The following is a 16,705-nucleotide window of genomic DNA, read 5'->3' as shown; positions in this document are numbered from 1 at the left end:
TACAGCAACATATGTGCATGGGGCATTTTCCACACCTAGGTGTATCAGCGCTCATTCTCAACAACAAAACGCTGTTTTTTTTTAGTAAAACTCATAGGTAGCAGCTATTTATTATACATGGGCTTTAAATCAATTAAATCTGGAATACACAGCTTAAATTCAAAAGAAAGAAGTTCAACGAATGAAAAGCATGCTACGAGTGAAACAAAGCTTTTAACCAGCTATATGGACGGTTTTCTGACACAAATACTAAACCCCAAAGTATCTATATTTTACATAGCAGCTTTTCCAAAATTCTTAGCTTCTGGAGGTAGCATTAAAAAAGGTTTTGAACTTGTCACAATACATTCTTTCAACATCTTTGCATGGTTTACTTTAATGACCATTTTTATATCATTTGCCAGTACCGCCTTAAAAAAGCAGCGGGTAAAAGGCTCGATTAACATTGCGACAGGAACAGTTTTATCTCTGTTTTCTTTTTTCATTTTCTTTGGATAGTTTTATCTTTTGATAACAAATTGTAAAGTTAATAGAGCAATCTTTTCCTGATTCTGTCTCTCACTATGAATAGCTCAATCTCTAACAGAGCTTATACAATCCCCAGTTCTTTTTTTCTTTATATAACTGAATTACGTTGCATTTCTTTATCATACTCTCAAGGACGTTTGTGTAAACTTTGTGTAAACAATGTGAGTTTCTCGCAACATTTTATAAAATGTTACCAATATCTAAACAAAATCCTTATTCATCACTTTTAAAAAATAAGCTATGATATTCCTCTTTTCGTTTATGAAACAAAAGTAACTTTTTGATTTATGATAGCACCATACAAACAAAAAAATGATTTTAAAAATCATTTTAATTTTCCATTAAAAATTGTTTCTTAAACTAAGATGAGAACTCTCGAGTGCTATTTGAGCAAAAAGTAAAACTCTCACCATTATGAATAATAATAAATAATGCACTGATTACAAATAATAAGTTTCAAAAAATTATAAAAACTCCTGACAACTTTCTGAAATAATTTTAAAAGCCCCACGTCTTTTAATGAACAATTTATTTGTTATTAATAACAAAAAAAGCTCCCTATTCAAATATCTGTTACGTTATTTAAGAGGACAACATTCTCTTTTTTCAAAAGCATATTCCTAAAACATATTCTTTTCTTTATCCACACAAAATCATAAAAAACGTTTTTTTCCTTTACACCTCATTTATATCATGCTTCGATACGAAATAATGCTTTTTTAGTGTAATTTAATCTCAAAATAATTAAAGGGAACCCCCAAAAAATGAGCTACAAACAAAATTTAAAAGATAATTCTCAGAATAAGTTGCAGCGTGGACTACACAACCGACATGTACAACTTATAGCCATTGGTGGTGCTATTGGAACAGGTCTCTTCATGGGGGCAGGAAAAACAATTAGTGTAGCAGGTCCTTCCATCATACTCGTTTATGCTATTATCGGTTTTGCTCTATACTTTGTCATGCGTGCTATGGGAGAATTGTTGCTTTCTAATTCACAATACCGATCTCTTATTGATTTTTCAACCGATATGCTAGGACCGGGAATAGCTTTCTTTGTTGGCTGGAGCTATTGGTTGAGCTGGGTTGTAACTGGAGCTGCTGACATTATTGCCATCATCACTTATATGAACTTTTGGTGGCCAACACTCAATCCATGGTTTACCGTTTTTACCTGCATTAGTGTCTTTTTAATCTTTAACCTCTTTGCCGTGAAACTATTCGGTGAACTTGAATTCTGGTTTGGTCTTATCAAAGTCGTCGCAATTTTAGCATTAATTGTTGTGGGATTTTATATGATCGTTACGGGCTTTACCTCTCCCAATGGTACGGTTGCTTCTCTCAATCACGTATGGAACGATGGCAATATCTTTCCGCGAGGAATGACAGGTTTTTTTGCTGGATTTCAAATTGCCATTTTTTCTTTTGTTGGTATAGAAATTGCTGGAACAACCGCTGCTGAAGTAAAAGAACCTAAAAAAGTTCTCCCCAAAGCAATTAATGCAATACCGGTCCGTATTGTACTCTTTTACATTTTTTCTCTCGCTGTAATTATGTCTGTCACACCTTGGGATCAAATTGTTCCAGATAAAAGCCCCTTTGTCTCGATGTTTTGGCTTGCAGGCATTCCGATAGCTGCTGGCTTGGTAAACTTTGTCGTTATCACCTCAGCTGCCTCTTCAGCAAATAGTGGTATTTTTTCTACCAGCCGTATGATATATGGGCTTGCAACACAAAAAGGTGCCCCTCCAATTTTAGGTAAACTTTCCAGATACCATGTTCCAGCCAATGCTCTATTCTTTTCCTGTTTATGTATTTTAATAGGGTATACAATTGCCTCACTCTCTCCAAGCCTCATAAGTGCTTTTACAATTGTGACAAGCATTTCAGCTATTGCATTTTTATTCGTATGGTCTGTAATTTTGATTAGCTATATTGTGTATCGTCGCAATCGCCCTCATCTACACGCTGAATCCATTTATAAAATGCCAGGAGGTGTTGTCATGTGTGGGATAATTTTAGTTTTCTTTGTTTTCATGCTCTATTTGTTGACATTAGAAGCTGATACTCTACTAGCCTTAAAATATAGTATATTCTGGTTTGTTTTCTTGGGTATAATGTATTTTATGTTTGTAAAGAAAAAAATAACTCAAGGTAACAAATAAAGTCTATACATAAAAACATCTCAAAAAAGGGTAATTTTAATTACCCTTTTTCTACTTAACCTCCTCCCCAAACATCAAAAAACGACGATTCCTACCGGCACCGGTTTGTAAACAATCCGGCTTATTAAGGGGGAATGCTGCTGATCATTTATATGGTTCACCTACATAAGGCTCTATGGGCTAGCCCTGCCCTGAACACTCACCACCCATTCTAAAAATACTTAATGTGTAAAATGTTATATGCTTTATATCACTACTCTACACAACAGTACTTTACTGTATAATAGGATAAGAACGAGCTATTCTGTAAAGAATTCTCTATAAACTTCACTGACATTGTTTACTAATAAAACATGAGATTTTATCTAAAACTTCCCCCCCAAAAAAAATTTATATTCAATTTTTTATCAAAATTAAAAATATAGCTCTAAACAGAATATATCTTAATAGCTATCTGCAATAAAAAAAGATTCTATGAAAATATTTTTCTATTTGTAATAAATTTTAAATATAAATACTTAAAGATAAATTTTAAATATGTTTTTTCATATTTTAAATAATAGTTTAACTACTTAAACTTATTTTCTTTATATATAAAGTTTTATATTTAATAAATTTACAATTTTATTTATATTTTTCTATATATAAAAATCTACATTAATAAATAATTTTAAATATAAAGATATTTATACAATAAATTGCTATAAATAAATATACATAAATATAAATTATTATTTATATACAAATAATAATAATATATAATATAAATTATATTATATATTATATATATAAATTATGTATAAAACATAAAAAATCAAAAAAATATAATACAATTTATCTTTTGTTTCTTATATATAAAATAATTATTCCATTAGTTAATAATGTTTTTGCTTTATTCACATATAGTCATAGAAAAAAATTCCTTTACTCCTTAACCATAGCGTGTTCCGATAGAAGGAATTACCTTTTTTAGGGTAATTTTTATTTAAAAATAACTAAGGAGAACTCCCCAAAAATGAACAAACAAAATTTAGAAAAAAAACCTAAGAAGAAATTGCAACGTGGACTACATAACCGACACATACAACTTATAGCCCTTGGTGGAGCGATTGGAACAGGTCTCTTCATGGGATCAGGAAAAACAATCAGTGTAGCAGGCCCCTCAATTCTACTCGTTTATGCAATTATTGGTTGTGCTCTATACTTTGTCATGCGTGCTATGGGAGAGTTATTGCTTTCTAATACACAATACCGATCTTTTATTGACTTCTCAACCGATCTTCTAGGGCCATGTGCCGGATTCTTTATCGGCTGGACATATTGGTTGTGTTGGATTGTCACTGGAACTGCTGAAATTATTGCTATTGTCACTTACACACACTTTTGGTGGCCTGAGCTCAATCCGTGGATTCCTGTTATAATTGGTCTTATGTCCTTTTTAATTCTTAACCTCGTCGCCGTAAAACTATTTGGCGAACTTGAGTTTTGGTTTGGTTTTATCAAAATCGTAGCAATTCTAGTCCTAATCGTTGTAGGATTTTATATGATCTTTACCGGTTTTGTCTCTCCAAACGGTACGGTTGCTTCTCTTAGCCATATATGGAACGGTGGGAATATTTTTCCGCGAGGAATTACAGGCTTTTTTGCTGGATTTCAAATTGTTATTTTTGCTTTTGTTGGCATTGAACTCGCTGGAACAGCTGCTGCTGAAGTAAAAGAGCCTCAAAAAGCTTTACCACAGGCTGTTAATTCAATACCAATCCGCATTGTATTCTTTTATATATTCTCTCTTCTTGTGATTATGTCTGTGACGCCGTGGGATCAAATCAGTCCAGAAAAAAGCCCATTTGTAACAATGTATGCACTTATTGGTATTCCAACTGCTGCAGGTTTGATGAACTTTGTTGTCCTCACAGCTGCCGCATCTTCAGCAAATAGTGGAATTTTTTCTACCAGCCGTATGATATATGGGCTAGCAACACAAAAAGGTGCTCCTAAATTTTTAGGAAAACTTTCTCGTAACCACGTTCCAGCCAACGCATTATTCTTTTCATGTATATGCATCTTATTTGGTTATGCCGTTGTATCGTTATCTCAAACACTCATAGCTGCTTTTACAATTGTTACGACAATTGCCGCAACTTTGTTTATATTTGTATGGTCTATCATTTTGATCAGCTATATCATCTATCGCCGCAATCGTCCTCTCCAGCATACTGTCTCTCCTTATAAAATGCCAGGAGGTGTTGTTATGTGTTGGGCGCTTCTTGTTTTCTTTGCATTCATTATCTATTTACTGTCATTAGAAGCTGACACTGCCATAGCTTTAAAATACACTCCAGCATGGTTCATATTTTTAGGAATTGTATACTTTCTTTTTGGGAAAAAGAATTATGCAAAAAATTAAAAAATAAAGCTTATATTACAAAAAAACATATAAAAAAGGGTAACTAAAGTTACCCTTTTTTGATATTTATCTATAAAATTATAAAAGCTATTGACAAAATATCTCTGTAGAATCTTCAATTACGCTCTTTATCAACCAAAGCATTCGATTTTATCCAAGGCATCATAGAACGAAGTTTTTTACCAACTTCTTCAATAGGATGATTATCATTTAAACGCCGCATACTTTTAAAATGAGCAGCACCAGCTTTATATTCTTGAATCCAATTCGATGTAAATTTACCCGTTTGAATATCTTTCAATATACGTTTCATTTCTGCTCTGGTTTTATCCGTAATCACACGTGGACCAGACATATATTCACCCCATTCAGCTGTATTAGAAATCGAATAATTCATATTTGCAATGCCCCCTTCATACATGAGATCAACAATCAGTTTAACCTCATGCAAACACTCAAAATAAGCCATTTCCGGTGCATAACCTGCTTCCGTTAGTGTTTCATAACCTGCTCGAATCAATTCAACAAGACCACCACAAAGAACCGCTTGTTCACCAAAAAGATCAGTTTCGCACTCTTCTTTAAATGTTGTTTCAATCACCCCAGCACGTCCACCACCAAGTCCACATGCATAAGACAATGCTACATTATGTGCATGCCCTGAAGCATCTTGCGCCACCGCTATTAAACAAGGAACACCACAACCCCGTTGGTATTCATTACGAACTGTATGACCTGGACCTTTAGGAGCAATCATCACAATATCAACGTTTTTTTTAGGTTCAATCAAGCCAAAATGAATACTTAAACCATGAGCAAAAGCAATTGCTGCCCCGTCGCGTAAATGATCATGAATATGTTCCTTATAAATATCAGCTTGCAATTCATCTGGTGTTGCCATCATGATGAGATCTGCCCATTTTGCTGCTTCAGCAACACTCACCACTTCAAAACCATCGGCCATAGCCTTTTTAACTGTTTCCGACCCTGAACGCAAAGCTATTTGCACATTTTTAACACCGGAATCTTTCAAGTTTAAAGCGTGCGCACGCCCTTGAGAACCATAACCAACAATGGCTACTTTTTTCCCTTTAATGAGATTAACATCCGCATCACGATCATAATAAACACGCATAAAAAAATTCCTTCTTTCTCTATTTAAACTGGATTTCAGATTATTTTTATTAAATAAGAAACATTATCTTTAGTGCATCACACACTTATAAAGACAAAAAACACCGCTTATAAAAACACAGCAATTGAATAATTTTAAAGTTTACATATTGCATAGAAAAAACTGTAATCCCCAAACATTCCTAAAACATATACAGATCCCCAAATAACTTCAACTGCTATTCTACAAAAATAATAATTACACAAAATAAGATTTCTAAAGAAAATTTAGCTAATATTCTACTCTTCTATCGTGCAACAAAACGCTATATTCTAAAAATTAAGATACAACATACAATTTTTAACATGAACCAAATCAATATGGATAGCAAGAAAAATTACAAAATAACAAGTATTGTTTTAATACAACCTTCAAAAGCATATACAACAATATCTTTAGAATAATAGAGAGGATGTTTTTACTTTTTACGTTCTTTAATATCCACGCTTCTCACGCAAAAAAGAACACCCCCATACGGCCATTATGTTATCCATTTATGGCGCCTTATAAAAAAATTTTAATATGCTCGAGCCCTTTTCAAGAATCCCCTATAATAGTCTAAGATTTATTGCACACCACTCTCTTTACTTCATAAAGCTACAAGTCGATATCATCATTCTATTTAACAGCTCCTATTGCATTAAGCTTACTCATAAGGAGATTTTACGTTATACTATTTACAGATAACCCGAAAATGAGCTCAAATATCAAGAAAATTTGTGTATTGATCCATTAAAATCCTACGCACTCCTTTATAATGGAAATACTTTCAAAACCCTATTTCTTCTCCCTTCAAAGAAATTATAGTAAGTAGATTTGGTAAAATTTCCTCATAATGGATGGTATATAAAAAAGCATTTCATACCCTAAAAAACACAAAAAATAGAAAGCTACCAATAAACAGAGGAAAATAGAATATTTTATAATGTATGCTAATAGTGCTACTTATCTCAACATGTATAAAATTGTTTTTTAAGATAAATTGACAAACCTCTATAAAAATTTCTCTTCCAATTTTTATAGAGAAAAAAGGTTACGATAATAACCGGATAAAACGCTGAACAGTCTCATGCATTCCATACTCCAACGCATCAGCAATGAGCCCATGGCCAATAGAAACTTCATCAAGCCAAGGAATCTTTTTGACAAGAGCAGGAAGATTCATAATTGTTAGATCATGCCCTGCATTCATACCTAACTGCAACTCTTTTGCTCTTCTTGCTGCTAAAACAAGTTTATTGAGCTCTTGAACTTGTTTTATTTTGTCCTGAAATGCACCACCGTAAGGTCCCGTGTAAAATTCCACACGATCAGCACCCATTGCTTTAGCAATATCAAGACCATCGACAGTAGGGTTAGCAAAAAGGGATACACGAATCTTTCTTTTTTTTAAATTCTGAATAATAGGTGCTAAAAATTCTGCATCATGAGCAAAATTCCAACCATGATCAGACGTTGACTGATCTGGATCATCAGGAACAAGGGTAATCTGATCCGCGTAGTTTTCAGCGATATCTAAAAATTGATCACTGGGATAACCTTCAATATTAAACTCAGCTGTAGGAAAAGCGTTCTTGATTAAACAGTATATATCTGGCAAATCCGCAAAACGAATATGCCTTTCATCAGGGCGTGGATGAACCGTCAAACCTGCTGCTCCAGCAGCAAGCGCTATATGCCCAATATTCGTTATACTTGGCCACGGAAGATTACGTCGATTACGCAAAACAGCAACAGCATTAAGATTAACCGAAAGTTTTACCGCCATGCCCATTTCCATTTTTTTATAGTGTGTAACAAGATAGAAAAAAGGCATTTTCCATCTGAAACTTAGATGATATACATATTTTTTTCTATCGAACAATCATTAAACGTTCTGCTGCGCGCGTAATTCCCGTATAAAGCCAGCGCGCATACATATCACGAAATGCAAAACTTTCATCAAACAAAACGACATTATTCCATTGAGAACCTTGCGCCTTATGAACCGTTAATGCATACCCATAATCAAAATCATCATATCGCTTTTTTAATTGCCATGAAATTTCTTGATCAGAGTTTTCAAACGCTGCTTTTAAAAGTTTAATCTTTGCTACCCCACGCTCACTTTCTTCTGGTTTAACAAGAAGATTAATACTCGGTTTAACTGTCTCCTTCTGTGAAGTCATCACCTTCCATAAAGAGCCATTCAACAAACCTTTAATAGGATCATTTCGCAAACACACCAGCTTATCTCCTGCTTGCGGATAATCTGCTGTAAATCCTTTTAACACACGCAAACGCTGATTATAAAGGTAGCGCGTACGATTAACCCCCACCAATACCTGATCAGCATCCAAAACCAATTGTTGATTGACCTCTTTACGTGTAACAACACAAGCTTCTCCATAGTCACCATAAGCAATATCGCGTCCTTCACGCACGTCCATAGCAAGACGTATAATCGGATTATCTCGCGCTTGCCGATGAATTTCTGAAAGAAGAAAATCTGGTTCTCCACTGGAAAAAAATCCTCCACCTGATATAGGAGGCAATTGGCCTGGATCACCAAGAACAAGAATTGGCGTCCGAAAACTCATTAAATCACGCGCCAATTTTTCATCGACCATCGAACACTCATCAACAATAATGAGTTTAGCTTGTGCAGCAGCACTTCTTCGATTTAATGTAAATGTTGGAGCGATAGACTTTTTTCCTGTTATTTCATCGGAAACTTCCTCTTCACCACGTGGACAATAAATCAGCGAATGAATCGTACAAGCATTGCTTGCACCTTTAGAACGTAAAACCTGCGCCGCCTTCCCTGTAAAAGCAGCAAACTGAACAGAACCATCAACTGTTTCTGCAAAATAGCGCGCAAGCGTCGTCTTACCCGTCCCCGCATAGCCAAAAAGGCGAAAAAGAGGAGAACGCCCTTCCTTCAACCACGCGGCAACAGCCTTCAATGCATTATCCTGTTCCCGTGAAAACTGCATAGCTTACCAACATAAGTTTTGCATAAAAAGAGCAGTATTTTGAAAAAAAACGACTATCAAGAAAAAATTTTTTATTAAGAATTGCTGATACACGCCCATCTAACAACTTTCGTAGCACAATTATCAATTATTTACCCATTGCTTTTTCAAGATATTGTAACAATCTAAATTTTATCTATACATCGATCTTCTTGGTAACACTTTATGCGTATCAAATAAAATATCATTTTTTACAACAGTAACACCAACAATGGAAGATGCATATCTTAAATTTAAAATAACACCTCTATACGCTTTTTCTAACCAAAATTTAGAATGAGAAAAAGAGCATTGCAATTGCAAAACCCTCACTAGAAAAAATGTCCTTAACAGGATAAGAATAATGTAATTTTTGAACGCTATTTTACACAATCAATCAGCTTTCTTGCACATAAAAAATAAAGTACATCCACTATTACGAAATAATAATAAATATATCAAAAACCTTTTGGCAAAAATAGAAATAGCTCTCAACAAAACGACTTAATCCTATGATGATACACCTATAAGGTTCCTATTTCCCTCTTATCATGATTTTAATAAATTTACTCTTCATGCTACAAATATGTTATATCTCAACGAATAAAGAGAGACATCACGCTTATATGAAGCACGCTTTATCTCGCACAAATATGGAACTTTTTCTGTTTCAACAATAAAATATGGTTCGTAAGTATGGCCTTCTTGGTAGTCTATTATAAGAAAACTGGGACATGGTTTCATGTCCAGCGTAGCACTTCAGGTTCGTCCTCTAGAATATGAGAAAAGCGCAATTCTCCATCGACTGAGTCAAACTTTTTCTTTTTGTCGCAATGTTTTAAAGTTTATAAAAACTAACTGATTAATACTATTCTTATTGCTAGAAATAACAATGAAATAATGAGCTCAAATATTGATGAATGAAACGGAAGGTTTAAATTGAAAATATTAATTCCAGATGACTATCAAAAAGCCACCCTAACATTACAGTCTATTACAAAATTAATGAAATTGCATGAAGTGCTGGTTATAAATAATTTAGCTAAAGAATGTGATTTAGAAGATAAGCTCAAAGAGATAGATATTCTTATCTTAATCAGAGAGCGGACTATAGTTGATAGAAATCTTCTCCTGAAACTGCCAAATTTAAAATTAATCTGCCAAACAGGCCCTATAGGTTCACATATTGATATAGAAACTTGTAGAGACTTAGGAATTGAAATATTAGACGGTGGTAGAGATCCAACTTCTGCTGCTGAATTTGCGTGGCTCTTAATTATGTCTGCGCGTAGAAAACTCTGTAAATCTGTATCTGATATGAAAAAAGGGCGATGGCAAACAACATTTGGCAACCAAATGAAAGGGGCTACTCTTGGAATATTCGGGTTTGGCCGTATTGGTAAAATGGTTGCTCAATATGCTCAAGCTTTTGGCATGTCCATTTTGGTTTATGGGAGCGAGCGTTCAACGCAAGAAGCAAAAAATTTAGGTTATCATTTTACGCATTCAAAAGATGAATTTTTTACACGTCCTGACATTATATCCGTCCATTTACGTTTAAGCGATAAAACCAGAGAAATCATAAAATTAGATGATCTATTGAGCATGAAACCTCATGCTATTTTTGTCAACACAGCGCGTTCAGCTTTGGTTGAAAAAGGGGCGATAGAAAAAATACTAAGTTTGGAAAATTCAACTTACTTTGCACTGGATGTTTATGACAGCGAGCCAGTATATGAGAGCAAATTATTGCAATCAGATAGAGTTCTTTGCACACCGCATCTGGGCTATGTGACTGAAGAAAGCTTTGAGAATTATTTTGAAAAAGCTTGCCAAAATATAGCGTCTTTTATAAAGAGCGCTTAATGCCGGCTGAGCCAATGTTTGTAAAATTTATCTTATATCGCTAGCCTATCAAATTTGCACGACACATATTGGCTGGACAGATGACGCCATGTCATCTCTTTACACAAAGAGCGCAGACCGTAAAAAACTCGCTCTTGAAGCTATAAAAAAACTTCAAAAAGATGAGGAATAGAGGCAAAAAAACGTAATAGAATCAATAGCGAATAAAACCCTCACTATTAATATAACTTATTGACTTAATTATTATTGAGTATCCATACGGTGGTATTGAATATTCGGTTGAGCTAAAAAAATAGCATTTTCGCTGCTACCACATAGAATATTGACAATTCTTATGAACAAAAAGGGGTCTATTACCCCTAGACCATATTTAATCTTTAAAAACCTTCCTGTTGATAGACAAATTAATACGTCACCTAATCCTTATAATTTAGATGCGTCTTGTAAAAGTGGCTATATTAGCGAAAATTTAATTATGATGTTTTCTGTAGTGATCGGAGAGCCTTATTCAATTAAGTTTGAAGGCGAACATATAGTAAATAACCTGCTTCCTTTAGAGGATAATAAAAAAGATTATACAGAATTAGGATCTGAAGTTGAGTTAGATTTTCATACAGAAAATGCTGCACTAAAATTTATAACGGGTTTAAATTTATCTCTTAAAGGGGATACTTTTATCTGGTGTTCGCAATGATGTTGATGGCCCGTTAACGAGAATATCTGATGCACGTCTAGCTTTAAAACTTTTAAGTGAGGAGGATTTGAGGAACTTAAGGGATAATTTATATATAATTAATGTTCCCTATAGATGGAGAAAAAATGGGGTAATCTCTACAAGTAAAGTGCCCCTAGTTCACAGGGACAGTGAATTCCCTGATATCAGCGCTGTTTTTTATCCTGGCATGTTAGAACCACAGTCAAAAAAGCCAAGGAAGCTTTAGATCATTTTTATGAAGCTATTAAGGCTGTATCTTTTGGAATTGATGTACCACTAAGGAAGATTATTATACATTGATAATAGAATGGCTCTACACTCTAGAGATAAGTTTTTTGGATCATTTGATAGTTATGAAAATCCAATGCGGTGGATTCAAAGAGTGTTGGTCTCTGCAGATTTATGGAATCATAGATATATAGAACAAATAAAAGAAAGAGTATTTGATTTTCAATGTTAATGTCCTGATAATGATATAATGTTGAGTATTATTCTGGTTTATATATTGATGATACATCTCATATGTATAGGTTTCTCCCGCATAATCAGATGAGGTTACTACCTAATTATAAGCTATGGTGGCCAATTGATTTTCTATGGCTGCATTTGATCTTTGTTATTTTTTCCCTTCCTTCAAGCCGCTAGGGGGATTTCCCTATCAAGCCCTTGAAAAAGCGATTTGGAGTAATTTCATAATGCGAAACCAAAACATAGTGACAAACTTTTCTATTGTTTTCACAAGTATGACGGTTTGCATGGTTGCCCCCTTCAAGCACAGTGGATTTTTTCTTGCACGATGGAATCTTTCATATATGAGACAACATAATTAATTTATAACAGATAATTCAATGTATTATCTAAAAAATGCAACGAAATAGCTATTAATGTGAACATATGAATTAAAAAAACAAACATCGCGTACAAATAAATTCAAACATAATTGTGCACACGACTTATAACATTTTTTAGATGAACAAATAATAATACACCCCATGTCTTTAAACAAAGAATGAAAATCATAAAATGAGCTCTAAGGATAATAGGAACTCTCCACAAAGAAGAGACAGAGATGAAGACTCCAAAGACTTCATCATCACTATCCTTCACCATTTTGTTAACATATTAATTTTATACAAGAATCTTTCCCTCGGAAGAAATAGCATTTGCAATAGCTTCTTCGCTTGCCTCATCGGGTAATAACATCTCATTATGAGCACATCCCGATGGGATCATAGGAAAACAGTTTTCTAAATGATAAACACGACAATCAAAAAGAACAGGCTTATCACAGTCAATCATCTGCTGAATTTTATCATCAAGTTCATCGGGTTTTGAACAATGAATTCCCACGGCTCCATAAGCTTGTGCCAATTTCACAAAGTCAGGCATAGATTCCGTATAAGAATGAGAAAGACGATTACCATGCAGCAATTGCTGCCACTGGCGAACCATCCCCATATACTGATTATTTAAAATGAAAATTTTTACAGGTGTGTCATGCTGAATAGCTGTTGCAAGCTCTTGAATATTCATCTGAATGGAGGCATCACCAGAAATACACACAACAAGCGCATCAGGATGTGCTATTTGAACACCGATAGCGGCCGGAAGACCATACCCCATCGTTCCAAGACCACCAGAAGTCATCCAATGTTTTGGTTCATCAAAATGATAATACTGTGCTGCCCACATCTGATGCTGCCCGACATCCGTTGTAATATAAGCATTCGCATCTTTGGTAAGAGCATAAAGTCGTTCAAGAGCATATTGCGGCATAATGACATCTTTTTTCTCCGCATATGCCAATGAATTACGAGCTTTCCAACGGTTAATTTGCGTCCACCACGCCTCACGGACTTCACTGTTAAACGCTGGTTGCTGTATTCTTAAGAGTTGCGTCATATCTCCTAAAACACAAGCCACATCACCAATAATTGGAACTTCTGCTTTTACAATTTTATTGATGGAAGAAGGATCAATATCAATATGAATAATACGCGCATGAGGTGCAAATGCATCAAGGCGCCCCGTGATACGATCATCAAATCGTGCTCCAACAGCTAACATGACATCACAATCATGCATGGCCATATTAGCTTCATAGGTTCCATGCATTCCAAGCATTCCAAGCCAATTTTTACCGGAAGCAGGATAAGCACCAAGTCCCATTAATGTTGAAGTAATCGGAAAATCCCCCAATTGAACCAAATTACGTAAAAGCTGTATAGCTTTCATCCCCGATGAAATAACACCACCACCAGAATAAATAATAGGGCGTTTTGCCTCAACTAAAAGAGAAACGGCAGATTCAATAGCCTTAATATTCCCTTTTAACGATGGAAAAGAATGTAAAGACTCCTGAACTTGAGGTGCTCTATAAAGTCCTGAAGCAAATTGAACATCCTTAGGAATATCAATCAAAACCGGCCCAGGACGACCTGATTGAGCAAGAGAAAAAGCTTCATGAATAATAGCCGCAAGATCATTGACATTTTTAACCAGCCAATTACGCTTCGTACAAGGCTTTGTAATTCCAACTGTATCAGCCTCTTGAAAAGCATTTGTTCCAATCACCGTTGTTGACACCTGCCCAGAAAAACAAATAAGAGGTATCGAATCCATAAGAGCATCTTGCAAAGGTGTCACAGCATTCGTTGCCCCTGGACCAGAAGTCACAAGCATAACCCCTACCTTCCCTGTGCTGCGTGCATAGCCTTCAGCCGCATGCCCTGCGGCTTGTTCATGGCGCACCAAAATATGCTGGAGTGTATCTTGGTGATAAAGAACATCAAAAATAGGCAAAACAGCCCCACCAGGATAACCAAAAATATGTTCAACGCCTTGATCTATAAGAGCCTGAACCACTATTTCAGCGCCCGACATTATTTTTCCATCTGCACTCTCTTGCTTTCTTGGATCATTTCTCATTTTTCCCACTCACCTACTTTATAGGACAATAAAAAAGCCCCTAACGGAGCCCATAAAAAAAGCCCCCAAAGGAGCCCATTACACAACACATACTGTATGATCACCCCCCATTATTCCAACGTATAAAATATATAAAAAATTCCTTGTAGACAGATTTCTAATTCCATTGATACCATTCGTCAATAAAAAATTATATTTTCTAAAAAATTTCTTTTTTACGAATTATCTTTTATCTTTCGAAAGTTTCTTTGCAAGGCTCCAGCTCTTTTATCAAAAAGTAAGCATCCATTCTTCATCAAATTGATTACGAAACCATGTCATTTGTCTTTTTGCATATCTCCTCGTTTGTATTTTCACCGCTTCAAGAGCACTCTCAAAGCTTCTATATCCATCCAAATAAGCCATAAACTCAGGTATACCAATAGCCTTCATTGCTGGTAATGAAGGGGAAAGTTTAAGTTTTTTCATAACCACCACTTCTTCTAAAGCTCCTCTTTCAATCATAGAATCCAAGCGTTTATGAATACGTTCATAAAGCAGAGGACGTGGTGGCATGAGAAGAATTTTTTCGGTCAAATTCGGCGCAATGAGAGGTGTTGTTTTTTGTTTCTGCCACCAACTGAGCGTCTTACCGGTTGCATCATAAACTTCCAAAGCACGGACAATACGCTGTCTATCATGCGAAGAAATTTTTTCAGCAACAACAGCATCAATCTGCAACAACTGGCGATAAAGACTTTCAGGTCCCTCTTTATCAAGCAGCAAACGCCACTTCTGCCGCACAACATCTGGAACATGAGGGACTTCCGAAATCCCCTCTAAAAGAGCACGAAAATAAAGTCCTGTTCCACCAACAAAAATAACTGATCTTAAAGAAAAAGTAGCCAATAGCTCCTCGACATCACACAACCATTGCCCTACTGAATAGTTCACAGTAGGACTCACATGACCATAAAGATAATGGGGAACAATCGCGGTATCAGCCTCCCCCGGCCGTGCCGTTAAAATATTTAAAACATCATAAACCTGCATTGAATCAGTATTAATAATGAGAGCATTCTTTTCTTGAGCCATTTGCAAGGCAAGTTCTGACTTCCCACTTGCCGTTGGCCCTGCTATCAATGTAATTGTTCTTTGTACCATGAATAGCAATTTCTCCCAATCAATAACTTATTGCAACATATAGACACCCCCAAAGCCACTATCTTCTCTCCATTATCATAGAGTAAATACTTCAAACAAAAATACGAACACAAATTCTCTTCAATACAAAGAAAATCCTATGAAACTTATAAAAAAGAAAAAATAGACTTTAAGAACAACACCAAAGGAATTTTCAAGCATTTTTTGCTATCATAATTCAATAACAAACCACAGCTATAATAATTTTGTCCGTTTAGGCCATTAAAAACATACTCTTTGTCATCATTTATGAAAATAATACTGAGCTTAACCTATACAATCAAACAGCTTTATTTTTTCCTATAAAAACAGCATGCTACTCTGATTTATAATAGGAGATTCAGAAATTGTCTTCTTCACGCTCTTTTTTTATAACTATTTTTTCATCCATCACCAAGAAAGGTGTAAATATATATATAACTAATTTAGTCTAATATGATTTTTCTCTGAGAGAGCTTTTTTCAAACTGAAGTGAAAAAACGTTCTCTATAGCACACAAAATACAATCACAAAGTGCTAAAATTCTCACTAGATACAACATTATTTATAATAATAATTGACTTAAATACAAAACATAGATCTCTTATGCACTATTTTAAAGCCTAAGCTGTTGCAAGGTTGGAAATCTAGCAAATCTATGATGGTACCAACTTGTACTTTTATTTAACGCAAAAATAGAGCTGCCCAATGAATTTTATATTGCACACCCCATGCTCTCTATCGTGAAATGAATTTGAGAAATATTGG

General features: G+C 34.9%; 10 protein-coding genes and 1 pseudogene. 6 read left to right on the top strand and 5 right to left on the bottom strand.

From position 1 onward, the window contains the following. The first annotated feature begins 117 nt into the window (after positions 1 to 117). From ACFIKN_RS08060 to ACFIKN_RS08050, 3 genes are all read left to right on the top strand, one after another. A complete protein-coding gene (locus ACFIKN_RS08060; RefSeq protein ID WP_375658205.1) occupies positions 118 to 498 on the top strand; it encodes a LysE family translocator in 381 nt (126 codons plus the stop codon). 794 nt (positions 499 to 1,292) lie between these two features. Further along, on the top strand, positions 1,293 to 2,693 hold the full coding sequence (locus tag ACFIKN_RS08055) for an amino acid permease (protein WP_273791432.1): 1,401 nt from the start codon (positions 1,293 to 1,295) through the stop codon (positions 2,691 to 2,693). 1,015 nt (positions 2,694 to 3,708) lie between these two features. Continuing rightward, a complete protein-coding gene (locus ACFIKN_RS08050; RefSeq protein WP_273790746.1) occupies positions 3,709 to 5,100 on the top strand; it encodes an amino acid permease in 1,392 nt (463 codons plus the stop codon). A 115-nt stretch (positions 5,101 to 5,215) separates the two neighbouring features. Here ACFIKN_RS08050 and ilvC read toward each other — a convergent pair whose 3' ends face one another. The 3 genes from ilvC to ACFIKN_RS08035 all read right to left on the bottom strand — a co-directional run bounded on the left by ilvC (position 5,216) and on the right by ACFIKN_RS08035 (position 9,249). Beyond that, positions 5,216 to 6,235: a ketol-acid reductoisomerase gene (gene ilvC / locus ACFIKN_RS08045; RefSeq protein WP_375631483.1), complete on the bottom strand. Its 1,020-nt coding sequence runs from the start codon at positions 6,233 to 6,235 to the stop codon at positions 5,216 to 5,218. A 1,072-nt stretch (positions 6,236 to 7,307) separates the two neighbouring features. Beyond that, a complete protein-coding gene (locus tag ACFIKN_RS08040) occupies positions 7,308 to 8,042 on the bottom strand; it encodes a pyridoxine 5'-phosphate synthase (RefSeq protein ID WP_273790748.1) in 735 nt (244 codons plus the stop codon). Positions 8,043 to 8,127: 85 nt separating this feature from the next. Beyond that, positions 8,128 to 9,249 (bottom strand): ATP-dependent RecD-like DNA helicase, encoded by a 1,122-nt coding sequence (locus ACFIKN_RS08035; protein WP_375658204.1) that lies wholly within the window; start codon positions 9,247 to 9,249, stop codon positions 8,128 to 8,130. A 957-nt stretch (positions 9,250 to 10,206) separates the two neighbouring features. On the opposite strand from ACFIKN_RS08035, the gene ACFIKN_RS08030 reads away from it, so the two are divergent. The 3 genes and pseudogenes from ACFIKN_RS08030 (at position 10,207) to ACFIKN_RS08020 (ending at position 11,827) form a co-directional block, all read left to right on the top strand. Beyond that, entirely contained in the window at positions 10,207 to 11,133 is a 927-nt protein-coding gene (locus ACFIKN_RS08030; protein ID WP_375658203.1) for a D-2-hydroxyacid dehydrogenase family protein, read from the top strand. 70 nt (positions 11,134 to 11,203) lie between these two features. Continuing rightward, positions 11,204 to 11,305 (top strand): annotated as a pseudogene (locus ACFIKN_RS08025) (integrase); the annotation flags it as partial. Between the two features lie 162 nt (positions 11,306 to 11,467). After that, positions 11,468 to 11,827 (top strand): hypothetical protein, encoded by a 360-nt coding sequence (locus tag ACFIKN_RS08020; RefSeq protein WP_375658202.1) that lies wholly within the window; start codon positions 11,468 to 11,470, stop codon positions 11,825 to 11,827. Between the two features lie 1,149 nt (positions 11,828 to 12,976). Here the strand turns inward: ACFIKN_RS08020 and ACFIKN_RS08015 are convergent. Both ACFIKN_RS08015 and miaA read right to left on the bottom strand, forming a co-directional pair. Further along, entirely contained in the window at positions 12,977 to 14,776 is a 1,800-nt protein-coding gene (locus ACFIKN_RS08015) for an acetolactate synthase 3 large subunit (RefSeq protein ID WP_375658201.1), read from the bottom strand. Between the two features lie 270 nt (positions 14,777 to 15,046). Continuing rightward, positions 15,047 to 15,919: a tRNA (adenosine(37)-N6)-dimethylallyltransferase MiaA gene (gene miaA, locus ACFIKN_RS08010; protein WP_375658200.1), complete on the bottom strand. Its 873-nt coding sequence runs from the start codon at positions 15,917 to 15,919 to the stop codon at positions 15,047 to 15,049. Between the last annotated feature and the right edge of the window lie 786 nt (positions 15,920 to 16,705).

Origin of the sequence: Bartonella sp. CL436QHHD (genome assembly GCF_042195105.1) — a bacterium.
Classification (GTDB): Bacteria; Pseudomonadota; Alphaproteobacteria; order Rhizobiales; family Rhizobiaceae; genus Bartonella.
The sequence above is the reverse complement of the archived record's forward strand: the minus strand, read 5'-3'. Positions and strand labels throughout refer to the sequence as shown.

Coding starts and splice junctions, on each gene's coding strand:
- ACFIKN_RS08035 (WP_375658204.1), bottom strand. CDS start 9,249: ATGCAGTTTTCACGGGAACAGGATAATGCATTGAAGGCTGTTGCCGCG.
- ACFIKN_RS08055 (WP_273791432.1), top strand. CDS start 1,293: ATGAGCTACAAACAAAATTTAAAAGATAATTCTCAGAATAAGTTGCAG.
- ACFIKN_RS08060 (WP_375658205.1), top strand. CDS start 118: ATGGGCTTTAAATCAATTAAATCTGGAATACACAGCTTAAATTCAAAA.
- ACFIKN_RS08020 (WP_375658202.1), top strand. CDS start 11,468: ATGAACAAAAAGGGGTCTATTACCCCTAGACCATATTTAATCTTTAAA.
- miaA (WP_375658200.1), bottom strand. CDS start 15,919: ATGGTACAAAGAACAATTACATTGATAGCAGGGCCAACGGCAAGTGGG.
- ACFIKN_RS08015 (WP_375658201.1), bottom strand. CDS start 14,776: ATGAGAAATGATCCAAGAAAGCAAGAGAGTGCAGATGGAAAAATAATG.
- ACFIKN_RS08050 (WP_273790746.1), top strand. CDS start 3,709: ATGAACAAACAAAATTTAGAAAAAAAACCTAAGAAGAAATTGCAACGT.
- ACFIKN_RS08040 (WP_273790748.1), bottom strand. CDS start 8,042: ATGGCGGTAAAACTTTCGGTTAATCTTAATGCTGTTGCTGTTTTGCGT.
- ilvC (WP_375631483.1), bottom strand. CDS start 6,235: ATGCGTGTTTATTATGATCGTGATGCGGATGTTAATCTCATTAAAGGG.